General features: G+C 60.9%; 13 protein-coding genes. 2 read left to right on the top strand and 11 right to left on the bottom strand.

Annotated features, from left to right (window positions below; all coding sequences use genetic code 11):
• Positions 1-47: 47 nt before the first annotated feature.
• Genes fliE through flgB form a run of 3 tightly spaced genes read right to left on the bottom strand, consistent with a single transcriptional unit; the run spans position 48 to position 1,249 of the window.
• Positions 48-377 carry a flagellar hook-basal body complex protein FliE gene (gene fliE, locus HUV26_RS14070; protein WP_174410769.1) on the bottom strand — a complete coding sequence of 110 codons (330 nt, stop codon included), beginning with the start codon at positions 375-377 and terminating at the stop codon, positions 48-50.
• Between the two features lie 24 nt (positions 378-401).
• A complete protein-coding gene (gene flgC / locus HUV26_RS14065) occupies positions 402-839 on the bottom strand; it encodes a flagellar basal body rod protein FlgC (protein WP_174410768.1) in 438 nt (145 codons plus the stop codon).
• Positions 839-1,249: a flagellar basal body rod protein FlgB gene (gene flgB / locus HUV26_RS14060; RefSeq protein WP_174410767.1), complete on the bottom strand. Its 411-nt coding sequence runs from the start codon at positions 1,247-1,249 to the stop codon at positions 839-841. Before flgB ends, flgC begins: the two co-directional genes overlap by 1 nt.
• Before the next feature lie 512 nt (positions 1,250-1,761).
• Here flgB and HUV26_RS14055 point away from each other — a divergent pair.
• Positions 1,762-2,328, top strand: a complete 567-nt coding sequence (locus HUV26_RS14055; protein ID WP_174410766.1) for a tetratricopeptide repeat protein — start codon at positions 1,762-1,764, stop codon at positions 2,326-2,328.
• 151 nt (positions 2,329-2,479) lie between these two features.
• Here HUV26_RS14055 and HUV26_RS14050 read toward each other — a convergent pair whose 3' ends face one another.
• Positions 2,480-5,671, bottom strand: coding sequence for an efflux RND transporter permease subunit (locus HUV26_RS14050; protein ID WP_174410852.1), 3,192 nt, complete (start codon positions 5,669-5,671; stop codon positions 2,480-2,482).
• A gap of 253 nt (positions 5,672-5,924) precedes the next feature.
• The gene (locus HUV26_RS14045) at positions 5,925-7,103 is read right to left on the bottom strand and encodes an efflux RND transporter periplasmic adaptor subunit (protein WP_174410765.1); all 1,179 of its coding nucleotides are present in this window, start codon (positions 7,101-7,103) and stop codon (positions 5,925-5,927) included.
• 204 nt (positions 7,104-7,307) lie between these two features.
• Here HUV26_RS14045 and HUV26_RS14040 point away from each other — a divergent pair, with 204 nt between their 5' ends.
• Positions 7,308-9,125, top strand: a complete 1,818-nt coding sequence (locus HUV26_RS14040) for a putative bifunctional diguanylate cyclase/phosphodiesterase (protein ID WP_243451402.1) — start codon at positions 7,308-7,310, stop codon at positions 9,123-9,125.
• 60 nt (positions 9,126-9,185) lie between these two features.
• Here the strand turns inward: HUV26_RS14040 and HUV26_RS14035 are convergent, their stop codons facing one another.
• From HUV26_RS14035 to HUV26_RS14010, 6 genes are all read right to left on the bottom strand, one after another.
• Entirely contained in the window at positions 9,186-9,848 is a 663-nt protein-coding gene (locus HUV26_RS14035; RefSeq protein WP_174410764.1) for an acetyltransferase, read from the bottom strand.
• Between the two features lie 17 nt (positions 9,849-9,865).
• On the bottom strand, positions 9,866-10,729 hold the full coding sequence (locus tag HUV26_RS14030) for an SDR family oxidoreductase (protein WP_174410763.1): 864 nt from the start codon (positions 10,727-10,729) through the stop codon (positions 9,866-9,868).
• Positions 10,730-10,732: 3 nt separating this feature from the next.
• Positions 10,733-11,230 (bottom strand): cupin domain-containing protein, encoded by a 498-nt coding sequence (locus tag HUV26_RS14025; RefSeq protein WP_174410762.1) that lies wholly within the window; start codon positions 11,228-11,230, stop codon positions 10,733-10,735.
• The gene (rfbG, locus tag HUV26_RS14020) at positions 11,218-12,321 is read right to left on the bottom strand and encodes a CDP-glucose 4,6-dehydratase (protein ID WP_174410761.1); all 1,104 of its coding nucleotides are present in this window, start codon (positions 12,319-12,321) and stop codon (positions 11,218-11,220) included. Before rfbG ends, HUV26_RS14025 begins: the two co-directional genes overlap by 13 nt.
• A gap of 247 nt (positions 12,322-12,568) precedes the next feature.
• A complete protein-coding gene (gene rfbF, locus HUV26_RS14015) occupies positions 12,569-13,336 on the bottom strand; it encodes a glucose-1-phosphate cytidylyltransferase (RefSeq protein ID WP_174410760.1) in 768 nt (255 codons plus the stop codon).
• 39 nt (positions 13,337-13,375) lie between these two features.
• Complete coding sequence (locus tag HUV26_RS14010; protein ID WP_174410759.1) at positions 13,376-14,893, bottom strand: glycosyltransferase family protein; 1,518 nt, start codon at positions 14,891-14,893, stop codon at positions 13,376-13,378.
• Positions 14,894-14,907: the final 14 nt, after the last annotated feature.

Here is a 14,907-nt window from a genome sequence, read left to right as displayed (position 1 = left end):
CAACCCGAACCGCCGTTCCGGCGGCCAAAATTTTGCCATGCGCGCCGCTAGAAGCTGACGCGGCTGAGTTCCTTGTAGGCTTCCATAACCTTGTTGCGAACCGCGCTGGTCATGGACATGGCGACCCCCGCCTTTTGCAGGGTGATCATAAGCTCGTGCACGTTCTGCGTTTCGCCGGAGGCAAAGGACTGAATCTGCTTGGACTTTTCGGCTTCCATGTCATTTGTTTTGCGCAGGGAGTCCTTGATGGTGGTGGTGAGCGATTCTTTGGGGGGCCTTGGCAGGGCAAAGGATTCACCCGTTGTGGCCTTTTGCGCCTTGCTGAAGTTGTGCATGGCATTGGCGTATGCCTTCATGCCCACGTTCTGTATGCTCATGGCTTCCTCCTGCCTGCGGCGGGATTACTTGGCGAGTTCAAGCGCCTTGTTATACATGCCCTTTACGGCTTCCATAGTGGCCACGTTGGCCTCGTACCCGCGCTGTACGGTCATCAGGTGGGCCATTTCCTCCACCACGTTGATATCCGGGTAGAAGACGAAGCCGTCTTCGTTGGCGTCGGGGTGTCCGGGTTCGTACACCTGCTTGAGGGGGCGCTTGTCCTGCGCCACGTGCAGCACGCGCACGCCGCGCAGTTCCCTGTCCAGAGCGGACTGCATCTGCTTGCTGAAGGGGTGGTCCACTTCTGTTGCCGCCATGAGCACCGTCTTGCGCCGGTAGGGTCCGCCTTCCGGCGTGCGGGTGGTCTTGGCGTTGGCAAGGTTCATGGAAATGATGTTCATGTGGGTACGCTCCGCGCTGAGGGCGGAGGCGCCGATGTCGAGAGCTGTCATGAAGTCCATTATTTCTGCCCTTCCGTTATGATTTTGGTAAGCCCTTCAAAGTTGCCCCGCATGACGGTGGCAAGGGCGTTGTATTGCATGTTGTTCTTGGCCATCTTTGCCATTTCCTTGTCCAGATCCACCTGGTCTTCGCCGTGCACCACGCGCGGCTTGAAGACCTTTTCCCATTCCGGGCCGAATTTTTCGGGATCGAACACGGCGGGCATGTGCGATGAGGCGGTGCGCGTCATCTTGCCCCGGCTGTCCAGATTCAGGGCCTTTTGCAGATCTTCTTCGAATTCAAGATTTCTGGCCCTGTATCCGGGAGTCTTCAGGTTGGCCATGTTGCTCATGACAACATTCTGACGCTGAAGCTGCATGTCCAGAACCTTTTCGGTGACACGTATATGTGCGCTGAACAGGCTTTTCATGCAATGATCCTCCTAGGTTATGTTCTTTCGGACTCTTTTTGTGCGCCCGGGCCATGATTTACTGGAAAGAGGATTAGCAAGAGGCGTTCCATGTGATATATCTTGTTGGTATAAAACCATTTTTATGTGCTGCAAGCACGGGCGGTAGCCGGAATACCGCCTCCGCAGCCGGGTGCGCGGGTTCGCGTGGAGAATGTGGCGGGAGGGCAATAAGGGGAGCAGAAGGAAGTGGTCGCGGGCAGGGGGGGCAGGCACGGTGCGGTGCTGTCTTTCGGAAACGAAGCACGGGCCGTGTTAAGGGTGCATCATAAGAAGGAAGCACCGGAAGACGGGAGAACGTTGCGGTCGTGGCGATTGTGGTGAACGGGCCTGATTTTTTGGCACACACGTTGCATAGCTTCCGGCAGGCAGGACGATGCGGAAAAAATTGTATCCACCGCGCTGGCCTGCAACTTGCATAAAGCAGATTGACTGCTTAGCGAGGGGAAACTTTGTCCTGCATGGAGGGGATCATGAGCAACCATCTCGATTACGAAATCAACAAGGAACTTGGCGAGTGCTACCTGTTTATGGGTGAGCTCGACAAGGCGGAAGAGTACTACAAGAAGGCCGCCACTTCCAACGGAGTGCATCCCGACCCGTATCTGGGTTTGGCAACCATTGCCGTGCAGCGCGGCAAGCTGGATGAGGCGCTTCTGCTGTACCGCAAGGCTGATACCATTGAAAGCAGCGACAAGACGCTGGCGGGTATGGGTCTTATCCACATGGATCGCGGCAACCACGTTGAGGCAATGGAATTTTTTATGCGTGCACTGGAGAACAACCCGGAAAACATGATCGCCATGAGCGGCATGATTCAGGAAAGCTACGCCCTTGACCGCGTTGCTGAGGTTGTGCCCATGCTCGAAACAAGCCTCGCCCATGCTCCCGGCAAGGATGCCGTGCGCTTTTCCCTTGCCGGATGCCTTATCTGGCTGGGAAGGAACGCGGAAGCCATGGAGCATCTGGAAATGCTGCTGGAGAAGGATCCGGCAAACGAGGGCGCGCGTCAGCTGTACGCCAAGGCGAGCGGCGCGTAGCGCGCACCTCCTGTCATAACGAAGACGAGTTCTCCCCTCCCCATACGATTTTCCGGCCCTGACGCTGGCGCTTACGGGCCGGGAAATCCCTTTTCAGCAAGGCCTGCGGCAAAATATGCCGCAGGCCTTTTGCTGTTTGTTTTCTGCCGTGTCAGTTCTCCGTCGGCAAGGCAGAACGGGCCTGCATCCGGTGGTAGGCCACGGGAATGACCACAAGCGTGAACAGGGTTGAGGCCACAAGGCCGAAGATGAGCGCATAGGCCAGACCGGAGAAGATGGGGTCCAGCGTTATGGGCCATGCGCCCAGAGCCGTGGTGGCGGCGGTGAGCACAATGGGCCGCAGCCGGGTGGCACCGCTTTGCAGCACAGCCTCGCGCAGGCTTTGCCCCTGCCGCACGGCCTCCTGAATGAATTCGATGAGCACCAGCGAGTTGCGGATGACGATGCCGCCAAGGGCTATCATGCCGATCATGCTGGTGGCGGTGAAGAAGACCGGGTCCGGGTAGCCCGCCACCGTATCGCCGAAGAGCAGGTTCAGCAGCCAGAATCCCGGCATGATGCCCAGCAGGGTGAGCGGGATGGCTGTCATGATGAGCAGGGGCAGCCGGAAGGAATCGGTTTGCAGGACCAGCAGCAGGTAGATGACCAGCATGGCGGCTCCGAAGGCGATGCCGAGGTCGCGGAAGACATCCACGGTGATTTTCCACTCCCCTTCGCCCGTCCAGACCACGTGGGTGCGCGGGGGCATGGGGTGGGCGCGCAGGGCCGAGGACATGTCCAGCACGGCTTCCGCCGGTGCCCGCCCGGCCATTTCTGCATACACGTAGACCACACGCCTGAGGTTTTTGTGGTAGATGGGCTGGTCTTCTTTCAGCAGAATGAAGCGGCCCAGCTCGCCCAGCGGCACCATGTGGCCGGCGGCGGATTTGAGCGGAATTTCTTCCAGCGAGGCGGTGGAGGAGCGCTTGTCGCGCGGCAGGGTCACGCGGATAGGCAAGGCCTGCCGCTCGTCCGGCAGGTGCACGGTGGCGGGCTGCCCGCCGCCCACGGCAAGGCGCAGGGTATCTGTAATGGCGCGGGCGGTTATGCCGTGCAGGGCGGCTTTTTCTCTGTCTATGGCAAAATCCAGACGCTGCCGGGGGGATTCGTAGCTGGCGTCTATGTCCGTGACGCCGGGTTCCTGACGCATGATGTCCTGCACGTGGGACGCCGCCCGGATAAGCTGCTCTACGGTGCGGTCCGGTTCGCCATACACTTCTGCCGTGATGGTGGAAAGCACGGGAGGCCCGGGCGGGGTTTCCACGATTTTGAGGCGCGCGCCGTGCCTGTCTGCCACAGCCTGCAAAGCATCGCGCACGCGCAGGATAATGGCGTGGCTCTGCGCTGAGCGCTGCGATTTATCCAGCAGGTTCACACGGATATCTGCCTGATGCGGCTCGCCGCGCAGGTAGTAGTGGCGGACCATGCCGTTGAAGTCCATGGGCGAAGAGGTGCCCGCGTAGGTAACGAAATCCGTCACCTCCGGCATGGTGCGCAGGAAGGCTTCCATGTCGCGCACGGCGCGGTCGGTGGTTTCCACGCTGGAGCCTTCCGGCAGGTCGAGGACGATCTGGAATTCGTTCTTGTTGTCAAAGGGCAGCATTTTGAGCGGCACCAGCCTGAAGCCTGCCAGCGCTATGCTGAAGACCATGCCTGCCATGATGCCGCCCAGCAGGATGCGCCGCGCGTTACGGGAATCCAGAAACGGTTCCACGCAGCGTCTGTAGTTGCGCACGATCCATGCGGGGGTGAGTTCCTGCATCTGGCCGCTGCCCGCGCGGTGCCTGAGCAGCAGATGGCTGAGCCATGGCACCACGGTGAGGGCGCACAGTGTGGAAAAAATGACGGTGAGGGGTACGTTAACGGCCATGGGGGCCATGTACGGACCCATCATGCCCGTGATGAAGAACATGGGCATGAAGCAGGCGATGATGGCCAGCGTGGACATGATAACCGGGGTGAGTACCTCGCGCACCGCCGCCAGAGTGGCGGGCAGGGGGGGGAGCTTGCCCTGCCGTATGTGGCGCTGGATGTTGTCTACGTTGGTTATTGGGTCATCTACCACAAGGCCCAGCGAAAGGATGAGGGCGAACAGGGTGACGCGGTTTATGGTGTAGCCGAACAGCCAGTTCACGGTGAGTGCCAGCGCGAAGCTGACCGGAACGGCGACCGCCACCACCAGTGCCTCGCGCCTGCCCAGTGTGAAGGCCAGCAGCGCCACCACGGTGGCGATGGCAAACCCGAGGGAGGAGAGCAGGTCCGTTACCTTGGACTGGGCAGTGGCACCGTAGTCGCGCGTGACGCGCACGTGCACCCCGTGGGGCAGCACGGTCTGTTGCAGGTGTTCTGCCGTGGCGATGACGTTACGGGCCACGGCCACGGCGTTTGTGCCCTTTTTCTTGGAGATTGCCAGCGTGACGGCGGACAGGGACTGACCTTGCGGCAGGCCTGCGCTGCTGGCGTACGCATCGGAAAAGCCGATGCGGGAGTACGCTACGGGTTCCGCGTGGGTGTCTGTGACAGTGGCTACGTCCGCAAGGTACACGGGGCGGTCTTCAGCCACGCCCACCACCAGCGAGCGCACCTCTTCCAGTGTGTTCAGGAACGAATCTGCCGTGACCGTGAGGGTGCGGTTCCGCGTGTCCAGCGAGCCTGCCGTGACCGATGCGTCCGCACCGGCAAGGGCGTTGCGCACTTCCAGTGCGGAGACGCGGAAGGCGGAGAGTGCCTCGGGCGAGAGATCTACACGCACCTCGCGCGGGAACCCGCCGGTGATGGTGCAGCGGGAAACATCTTCCGTTTCCGCCAGCCGGTGGAACATTTCTTCGCCCATGCGGCGCAGTTCGTGGGGGCCGTACCCTGTCTGCGGGTCGGCGTGCAGGGTGAGGGTGACGATGGGCACATCGTCTATCTCTACCGGTTTGACCACCCAGCCGCTGACCACGGAGGGGACAAGGTCCGGGTGCGTGGCGATGGTGTTATGCAGTTTGACCAGCGAGTTTTCCCGGTCCTCGCCCACGTGGAAGCGCACAGTGGCAAGACAGCCATCGCGCTGCGAGGTGGAGTAGACATATTCCACGCCATCTATCTGCCAGAGCAGCCGTTCCAGCGGGGTGGCGACCAGTTTTTCCACTTCTTCGGCGGAAGCACCGGGCACCTGCACCATGATGTCTGCCATGGGGACGACGATCTGCGGTTCTTCCTCGCGCGGGGTGACGAAAATGGCTGCGGCGCCGAGGCAGAGTGCGAAAACGAGAAAGAGGACGGCGTTTTTTCCCGTGAGGAATTGGCGCACTATGCCCATAAGCAGGCCCGCAGCAGCACCGGCTGCCGCATTAGTTGCGGAATCGGCTGTCGCGTCGGCTGTCGTGTGAATTGTCGCACAGTTTGCCGTATCGGTTGCAGTGCCGGTTAACACTTCAGCGTTCGCATCCGCAGCCGCATCGGAATGTGCCGGCTGCCCCGATGTCGCATCATCTGCCGCATCATTTGCCCCATCATCCGGGGCGGGAGAGGCGTCTGGCTGCTCCGACAGGGGCTTTTCGGGCATGGTATCCTTATCGTGCATGGCCTGCCTCCAGCACCACGGTTTCACCGCCGCGCAGACCGGACAGGATTTCCACCTCGTCATATGTGCCGCTTTGCCCTGCGGGATACGTGCGGCCTGTCTTCACATAGACCGGTGTTTCCTGCTCTCCCTCGCGGACGCGCACGGTTTCTAGCTGCCCCACGCGGGAAACGGCTGCGGCGGGAATGAGCACGGTTTCGCTTTCGCCCACGGGGATGAGCAGCCTGCCGAACATTCCGGGATAGAGTCCCGGCACCGCAGGCAGCCCTACCCGTACTTCAAAGGTGCGTGAGAGCGGGTCTGCGGCGGGGACCACTTCTTCCACCGTGCCGGTGAGGGGGGCATCGGAAAGAGAGCCGATGATGACGGAAAGCGGGGTGCCGGGACGTACCCTGCCGATGAGTCCTTCGCGCACCTGAGCTTCCAGCCGCAGGGAACCGCCGGTCTGCAGCATGAGCAGGGTTTTGCCGGGAAAGGCCAGGTCGCCCGGTTCTGCCTCGCGCCGGACCACTTCGCCGTCATCCAGTGCCCGGATTTCGCCGTATTCCAGCGCTATCTGCGCCTGTTCGCGCATCTTGCCCGCACGTGACTCTGCGGACTGCGCCCCGGAAACACCATCGCGGGCGCGGCGTACTTCTGCCTCTGCCTGCGCGTAGGCGGCTTCTGCCTGATCCATTTCGCTGCGGGCCACGGTGCCTGTTTCATACAGGGTGCGGATGCGGCGGTAGTGGGCCTCTGCCTTGACGAATTCCGCCTCTGCTGCGGCAAGGGCCTGCCGCGCCTGCCGTGTGGCAGCAGCCGCGGAGGAGATGCCCTGCTGTGCCTGCCCGCTAAGGGTCTCCAGTTCGCGGGTATCCAGCACCACCAGCACATCGCCCCGGTTGACGCGGCTGCCGGACTGCGCACGTATTTCGAGGATGCGGGCGGTGATCTGCGCCTCTATGCGGGTTTCTGTGCGTGGTCGGACAGTACCTACGGCCTGCCGGGTTTCCGGCAGCAGGGCAATACGGGCAACGGCGGTGGCGGGCACTTCCTGCGCCTGTGCGCATGGAGTGCCGGGGACGGCAAAGACTGCGGCCCAGAGCAGCAGAAGCAGCAGGAAAGACCCGTGTATCCGATGTGTCCGGCAGAACCGGTGCGGGCCGATGCGGAGGTGTGTGTGGTTCATTGTTAATATCCTGTATTGTATGACGATGAGCCGGGCTTGTTATTCCGGGGCATATGTATTACTGCACGCGTGGGGATATAGCTATTCGGGGTGAATGCCTACAGACTGTATACGCCAGATTGTGGCATGTGAATAGGGAATGTGGTTTTTTCGGGGTGTTTTATAGTGCGGCCCCCGACGCTTTGCCTTTGCGAGGTTAGAGTCATGGCAGATACAATGCCTGACGGAGGGTGTTCTGCGTGCGAGTCGGGGGACGCAATCGCAGGAAACTCCGGGGACGGTGCGCTGCACCGAGCCCTGCAACACTGCCGCCAGCGTTTCTCAGTGCTGGCGGAGCATCTGTACAACTGGGAACTGTGGATTGCCCCTGACGGCGGCATGGAGTTCGTCTCGCGCGCCTGTGAGCGGGTGTGCGGCTACGGTCCCGAACAGTTTTATAAAAATCCCGATTTTTTTGCCGCCATCATGCATGAAGCGGATGTGCCCGTATGGCGCAAGCTGCAGGCCATGATGCTGGGCGGTGCCCGTGCGGGCGAGGCGGAGTTTCGCCTGCGTACGCCGGATGGGCGTGAGCGCTGGATTCAGTTTCTGGTGCGCCGCGTGGAAGGGGATTCCGGCGAGTTTTTGGGTCACAGGGCAACTTGCCGGGATATTTCCGAGCGCAAGATGCTGACCATGCAGCTCAAGCATCAGGCATGGCACGACCCGCTGACCGACCTGCCCAACCGTACCCTGTGCATGGACCGCATAGGCCGCGCCCTTGAGCGCGCCAAGCGCAAGGAGCGGGCCGATTTTGCTCTGGTGTTCATGGACCTGGACCGGTTTAAAGTCATTAACGACTCGTTGGGACAGGCCATAGGCGATCAGGTGCTCAGGGACACTGCCAGCCGCATGGTGCGCGAGGTGCGTGCCATGGACACGGTTTCGCGCATTGGGGGCGACGAGTTTGTGATTCTGCTGGAAGAGGTGGAATCGCTGCGCGAGGTGCAGATCATTGTCCGGCGGATAATGGATGCCGTGGAAGAATCGCTGGCCATAGGGCAGCGCGTTGTGCGGGTGACGGGCAGCTTTGGCGTGGTGATGGGCGATGCCTCCTACGCCACGGCAGACGAGATGCTGCGCAATGCCAACATTGCCATGCATCAGGCCCGCGAGGAAGGGTGGGGGAACCTTGTGGTGTTTGACCCCTCCATGCTTGAACGGGCCATGAACCTGATGCACATAGAGATGGACCTGTACCGGGCACTGGAACGCGACGAATTCTTTCTTGTCTATCAGCCTATCGTGAACATAACGTGCCGTCGCATTACCGGGTTTGAGGCGCTGGTGCGCTGGAATCACCCGGACAAGGGCACCGTTTCGCCCACGGAGTTCATTCCCATTTCGGAAGGAACAGGGCAGATTATGCACATTGGCAAGTGGGTGCTCATGGACGCCTGCCAGACCATGGCGCGATGGCGGGAGACCTACCCCGAGTTTGAAGACATGGTGGTGAGCGTGAACCTTTCTGCCCGGCAGCTTTCGCAGCCGGGCATGGTGGAGCAGGTGGCGGAGGTGCTGCGCGAAACTGCCCTGCCGCCCCAGTGCCTGCGGCTGGAGGTGACGGAAACCATGCTCATGGGCAACCCGGAATTTGCCAACATGACCCTTGCACGCCTGAAAGAGCTGGGCGTGAAGCTGTGCATAGACGACTTTGGCACCGGCTACTCCTCGCTCTCGTACCTGCAGGCGTTTCCCATAGACACGCTGAAGGTGGACCGCAGCTTTGTGGGCAAGATGAGCCGCGAGCCGGGTAACTTCAAGATTGTGCAGGCCGTGGTGGCACTGGCGCATTCGCTGGGGCTGGAAGTGGTGGCGGAAGGCGTGGAAGAGGAAGAGCAGCGGATTATGCTTTCTGAACTGCGCTGCGAGAGCGGGCAGGGCTTTTTGTTTTCACGCCCCGTGCCCGGTGATGAAGTGCCCAATCTGGTCTTTGCCGCGCTGGAAGCGCTGGAAGAATGCACCCTGCGCGGGGTGGCGTAACGTCAGCCGCCGCAGATATTCGCAGTAGGCAGGGCGCAGCAGTGAATGTTGCGCCCTTTTCTATTTGGGAAGCGAGGGGGGATGCACGCGGGCGGGAACGCCCGTGGCGGTGCTGTGCGAGGGAATATTGCTCACCACGGCGGCACCTGCGCCGATGACGCAGCGCGAGCCGATGCGGATGCCCTGTATGACCGCCGCTCCCGTGCCCACAAGGGTGCATTCGCCCACGGTAACGGAACCGGAGAGGGTGACACCCGGAGCGATGTGGCAGTGCGCGCCGATGGAGCAATCGTGGTCCACGCAGGCGCGGGTGTTGATGATGGAATTTTCTCCCACGGTGGCACCCGTGATGAGCACGGCTCCTGCCATGACCTGTGCGCCTTCGCCAAGCTGCACGTCCGCCGCCACAAAGGCTGCGGGGTGCACCAGCGTGGCAAAGGAGTAGCCAAGCTCCCTGAAACGCCGGAACACATTGCGCCGGGGTGACATGTCCTTGACGCCGCCTATGCCGTTGACCAGCAGGGTGGCATCCGGCGGGAACGCCCCGGATGCGCCTTCGGCCAGTTCCGCCTCAGCCACGATGGGAACTCCGTTCAGCTGCCCGCCCACGAGATCCGGACGGACATCGGAAAACGCGGCGGCATCGAGCCCGAGGCAGCGCATGGTATCGAGCAGCACGCGGGCGTGTCCGCCTGAACCGAGGATGACGTAGCGGGGGTGCATGGGGCCTCCGGATGCCGTCAGCGCGGCAGTTGGGACATGTATCGTTCCAGACTCTCCCGCCAGTGGGGCAGGAGGGGAATGCCCGCATATTCCAGCGCGTAGCTGGTGAGCCATTCGCAGTCCGGCACGTTGGCGGCGCGGGGGAAGCTTGAGGAGCTTACCCGCTCCACGCGGGTATCACTTCCTGCGGACTTGAGGATGGCCTCCACGTAGTCGGCACGGGCGCAGGGGGAGTCTGCCGTGTTGGCGCAGTGGAACACGCCGTAGATGTTTCCGTCCAGCAGGGAGAGCAGGGTGACTGCCACATCGTCCGCATTGGTGGGGCAGCCGTATTTGTCTGCCGCGCAGCGCATGACGGGGTTTGCAGCAGCTTCCTCAAGGCGGGCTGTCACAAAGTCGCGCTTGGTGTCCATGCCGCCGCCGTACAGCCAGCCGAGGCGCAGGATGATGTGCCGTTCGCACCATTCGCGGGCAAACGTTTCGCCTGCGTATTTGGAAGCGGCGTAGCGGGTTTTGTTGACTACGGGGTCGAACTCGTGGAAGGGCCGCACCACGTCTCCGAACACGCCGCTGGTGGAAATCTGCACCAGCTGAGTGCCCAGCCTGTCACAGGCGCGGGCCAGATTGCGTACGCTCCACGCGTTTATGAGGAACGCGGCCTTGGGGTCTGCCTCGCAGGGTTCCACCAGCATGGCTGCCGTGTTGACCACGGCGGAGGGCCTGATGCTTTGCAGGCAGGCGAGGATGGCGTTTTCGTCGGTTATGTCCAGGTCGGTGCGGGAGGGGGCGTGCACTTCCCAGCCCTGAGCGCGAAAGTTGGCGGCCAGCCTGCCCGCCAGCATGCCGGCACCGCCGGTGATAAGCACGGATTGTTCTGGCATGGATTAACGCTCCTTTGGCGGGCTGCCGGGAACCGCTTCCCGCAACTCCGGCCAGACATAGGGAATGGCGGGCGAATCTGCCGCGATGCGTTCCGATTCTTCCGGGCGGTGGGTCATATCCGCGCAGTTGCAGATGATGCCGCCCGCTGCATCCGCCGCCGTGAAGCCGTACCAGACCATGGGCGGAATGCGCAGCAGGCAGTAGGAATCGGGCCTGCCCAGCGTGTGTTCCGCCACGGTGCCGCGCGTGGGCGAGTTTTCCCGGTCGTCATAGATGACCACGCGTATGCGTCCCGAAGGCACGGCGAAATTCTGGGTCATTTCCCTGTGGCGCTTCCAAGCTTTGATCGCGCCGGGGAGGCATTCGGAAAAATAGACCTCTCCGAAGCCGGTAAAGTGCGGCGCATCGGCGCGCAGCATGTGCAGCACGGCACCGCCTTCTGCGGGAATCTGGCGCAGGGGGATGCGCTCCACCCCGTCTATGGCGGCTACCGGGTCCATGCTATGTCCTGTGCCCTCGCTTTTTCAGTATACTCCGCAATCTGGGCCATGGTGAAGGCGAACATGTCTGCCTGTTCACGGTAGTAGGCGCGGTACCATTCCGCCGTGAAGCGGATGGTTTCCGCAAAGGGCATGGCCGCACGCCATTGCAGGTGCGAAAGCGCCTTGTCGCAGCATAGCTTGAGCAGGGTGCATTCCTTCATGCCCGCGCAGCCGCTGCGGTCCATCTCGCTGGAGAAGCCTGACCAGTAGGCGGCAAGGGCGTCCACCACCTCGGCCACGGGGTTGTTCACGTCTGCCGCGGGGCCGAAGTTGAAGGCCTGCTTGTCCAGCGGGAAGGGGCCCTGTGCGTTTTCCAGCAGCTTTGCGCCCAGCCAGAGGTAGCCGGAAAGGGGTTCCAGAACATGCTGCCACGGGCGTGTGGCCCACGGGCTGCGGATGGAGACGGGTTCGCCCTTGGCCCATGCGCGGGCGCAGTCCGGCACGATGCGGTCTGCTGCCCAGTCGCCGCCGCCTATGACGTTGCCTGCCCGCGTGGTGGCGGAGCGGGGACCGTTGCCGAAAAAGGACTGCATGTAGGAGTGCGCGATGATTTCTGCGCAGCCCTTGGAGGCGGAGTAAGGGTCTTCGCCGCCCAAGTGGTCGGTTTCGCGGTAGCCCCATACCCACTCATCGTTGCGGTAGGCTTTGTCGGACGTGATGAGCACCAGTGCCTGCACGGAGGGCGTAAGTCGTACAGCCTCCATCACGTTCAGAGTGCCCATGGCGTTGGCTTCAATGGTGTAGGCAGGTTCGCGGTAAGATTCGCGCACCAGTGCCTGCGCCGCAAGATGGAAGATGGCATCGGGCGCAAAATCCTGTACGGCCTTGGTCAGTGCGGCACGGTCGCGGATGTCGCCCTGAATGTGGGTAATGCGCCTGCCTAGTTCCAGGACCTCGAAATTGGCGGGAGAGGTGGGAACATCCAGTGAATAGCCCGCCACCTCGGCACCGAGGGAAAGCAGCCACGCTGTGAGCCACGAACCCTTGAAGCCCGTGTGACCGGTGACCAGAACCTTTTTGCCCGAATAGATGCCGCCGAAAACCGTCATGGAAACTCCTGAGGAGGTATGGTTGTGCCTCCGGCGGGGAGGGCTCTGCCCTTCACCCGGCAGGGGCCGGCAGGGGGGATACTTCCCCTGCACCCGCGGAAGCTGTATACGCTGTCTGTTTGCTGCAAGCCGCCTTGCGGGTGGTGCGGAACAATCACAACCAGCAATCTATGACCGTGGCCATGATTCCGGCATGTCGTTCACCGCATTTCCCGAAAGCAGGGCTGCCCCTCTTGAAATGCGCTGGCTACTTGGTCCAGGGGGCGTTGCCCTTGTTCCACAGCGCGTTCAGATTCTGGTAGTCGCGCAGGGTATCCATGCACTGCCAGAAACCGGGATGCGGATACATGGAAAGCTGCCCTTCCGCCGCAAGGCGCATGAGCGGTTCCTTTTCCAGGTCGCATTCAGGGTCTTCATTGAGGTAGTCCAGAAACTCGCGTTTGAAAACGAAAAAGCCGCAGTTGATGTATTCGTCCAGAACGGGCTTTTCCTGCCACGAGGTGATATTGCCTTCGTCATCGGTCTTCACGGTGCCGAAGCGCGAGGGCATGCGGACGCCTGTGAAGGTGCCTATTTTGCCGGATTTTTTGTGGAAGGCAACAAGGGCGTCTATGTCGATATCCGACACGCCGTCACCGTAGGTGACCATGAAGCGCTCCGTGTCTATGTATCTGGCAACCTGCTTGATGCGCGCGCCCTTAAGGGTGTCTTCGCCGGTATCGCAGAGCGTGACCTTCCAGTCCGTGCAGCAGGCGTTGTGGGTCTGCACCTCGCCGCTGGCAAGGTCTACGGTGAAGTCTGTGTTGCGTATCTTGTATTCCCAGAAATATTGCTTGATGTACTCGCCCCGGTAACCCAGCGGCAGCACGAAATCTTTATAACCATACCGGGCGTAGCGGTTCATGATGTGCCACATGACCGGCTTGCCACCAATTTCCACCATGGGCTTGGGTTTGTATTCGGTCTCTTCGCGCATGCGGGTGCCCTTGCCGCCGCAGAGGATGATGGTTTTCATCAGTGTTATCCCGTATAGGTGTATGGATGGGGTGCTAGATTACGCTGCATTGGGCCGCAGGTCAAAAGCCTCGAGGATTGCTTCCTCTGTGGGGTCACGGAAAAGCAGGTCCCTGAACTGCCTGCGCATATCCTCACGCTGTTGCGGGGAGGTTGCAGAGAGCAGGGTGCTGCGTACGGTGTCGATACGTTCGGGAGCACTGCATACCTCCCAGAGAATGCCCTTGCCGAACGGGGGCAGGTAGTTGTGGCAGAAGCGGTCCGGGCTTTCCACGGTAATGGCGGGAATGCCGAGCGCTACGGCTTCTGCAAGAGTGCCGGTGCCGGACCCGATGACTACGGACGAGCCCTCGATGGCGGAAATGAGAGATCCCGTGACGATGGTCGCGTTTTCGGGAAGAAATTCCCTATAGCGTTGGGGGTTGGTTGCGGGATGAAACTTGAATCGCAGACCAATCTTGGAGAACAGTGGTCGAATGGCCTGCAGGGTTCGTAAGGTTTCGTCATGGAAATAGGACAGCAGAACCGTTGCTGGGCCTTGCAGATTGCGCGTTGCGGCACGTTCAAAAATGTGTTTGTAACGCATAGAAGGGCCGCAGCGGTAGACGCTTTGCCCGTCATTATCGTCGTCGGGAAGAAAATAAGGTCCGTTCACGACAACAATGTCGGGTGTCATGTCGTAGACTTCATCAACCGTATCACGGTGGGTATTAAGCAGCGTTGCGGGCCAGACAAGCAACTGTGCGCCGTAGTGCCTGCCGCTGAAGCCGCCATCGCGCAATCCGCGCGAAAAGGCTTTGTCAACGGACTGGTTTTCATACCAACTGATGGGTTTTGCCGTGGCATCAAGCTGGCTGCCAAGTCGCATGGCTGCCCAGTAGCGCGAGCATGGGTCAAGGTGTCCGCTTCGTAGTCCACGTATTAGGGCGTGGCGTATGAATGCCTGTTCTCGGGATGTCGGGTCCAGATCGCCGCACAGGCGCAGGACATGATACGGCATGGAGAGCAGGTCCCACCACAGGCTGAGAAGCTGGCGGGGAGAAATCAGTTGATATTCGGTAAGGACATTCGCTCCAGATTCTTTCAGCAGAACGAACAGCTTTATGTAGGTCAGGGGGTTGCGCGAGCCATAGAGTCTGGGGAGGTACACTATGGGGGTGCGTTGCTGTTCCAGCACGTGGGCGATATCACCGAAATAGGAATCCGCAAATACTCCGCTCTTCAGAATGCGTGGGACGACACAGTAACTATCCAAGATCACGCTGTCGGGGCCCGGAATCTGACACCGTTGGCCGGATATAATGTGCAGCAGTTTGGTGAGGCAGAAGAATAGAAATAGGGCCATGTTTACCATGTAATATCGTACGATGCAGGCTGCGGTTTCCAACAAAGTTGTCTTGGGGATGGCCTTTCCTGAAAGGTAGTCTGTGAACAGGGATGTTTCCGCCGGAACCTTGCTGAGAACAAAGTTGAACCTGAGTTGCCGGGTGACGAAGGCCTTGCGGTTGACGGCGCTGAATGCCGTGAACAGAGTGCGGAGGTGCGGAGGTGGCTGCATGGTAGTAAAGCGGG

The organism is Desulfovibrio psychrotolerans (assembly GCF_013340305.1).
Taxonomy (GTDB): domain Bacteria; phylum Desulfobacterota; class Desulfovibrionia; order Desulfovibrionales; family Desulfovibrionaceae; genus Halodesulfovibrio; species Halodesulfovibrio psychrotolerans.
Note: the sequence above shows the minus strand (reverse complement) of the source record. Positions and strands in the feature narration are given on the sequence as shown.

Excerpts from the sequence above, each read along its gene's own strand:
- fliE (WP_174410769.1), bottom strand. The coding sequence starts at position 377 with ATGAGCATACAGAACGTGGGCATGAAGGCATACGCCAATGCCATGCAC.
- flgC (WP_174410768.1), bottom strand. The coding sequence starts at position 839 with ATGGACTTCATGACAGCTCTCGACATCGGCGCCTCCGCCCTCAGCGCG.
- flgB (WP_174410767.1), bottom strand. The coding sequence starts at position 1,249 with ATGAAAAGCCTGTTCAGCGCACATATACGTGTCACCGAAAAGGTTCTG.
- HUV26_RS14055 (WP_174410766.1), top strand. The coding sequence starts at position 1,762 with ATGAGCAACCATCTCGATTACGAAATCAACAAGGAACTTGGCGAGTGC.
- HUV26_RS14050 (WP_174410852.1), bottom strand. The coding sequence starts at position 5,671 with ATGGGCATAGTGCGCCAATTCCTCACGGGAAAAAACGCCGTCCTCTTT.
- HUV26_RS14045 (WP_174410765.1), bottom strand. The coding sequence starts at position 7,103 with ATGAACCACACACACCTCCGCATCGGCCCGCACCGGTTCTGCCGGACA.
- HUV26_RS14040 (WP_243451402.1), top strand. The coding sequence starts at position 7,308 with ATGGCAGATACAATGCCTGACGGAGGGTGTTCTGCGTGCGAGTCGGGG.
- HUV26_RS14035 (WP_174410764.1), bottom strand. The coding sequence starts at position 9,848 with ATGCACCCCCGCTACGTCATCCTCGGTTCAGGCGGACACGCCCGCGTG.
- HUV26_RS14030 (WP_174410763.1), bottom strand. The coding sequence starts at position 10,729 with ATGCCAGAACAATCCGTGCTTATCACCGGCGGTGCCGGCATGCTGGCG.
- HUV26_RS14025 (WP_174410762.1), bottom strand. The coding sequence starts at position 11,230 with ATGGACCCGGTAGCCGCCATAGACGGGGTGGAGCGCATCCCCCTGCGC.
- rfbG (WP_174410761.1), bottom strand. The coding sequence starts at position 12,321 with ATGACGGTTTTCGGCGGCATCTATTCGGGCAAAAAGGTTCTGGTCACC.
- rfbF (WP_174410760.1), bottom strand. The coding sequence starts at position 13,336 with ATGAAAACCATCATCCTCTGCGGCGGCAAGGGCACCCGCATGCGCGAA.
- HUV26_RS14010 (WP_174410759.1), bottom strand. The coding sequence starts at position 14,893 with ATGCAGCCACCTCCGCACCTCCGCACTCTGTTCACGGCATTCAGCGCC.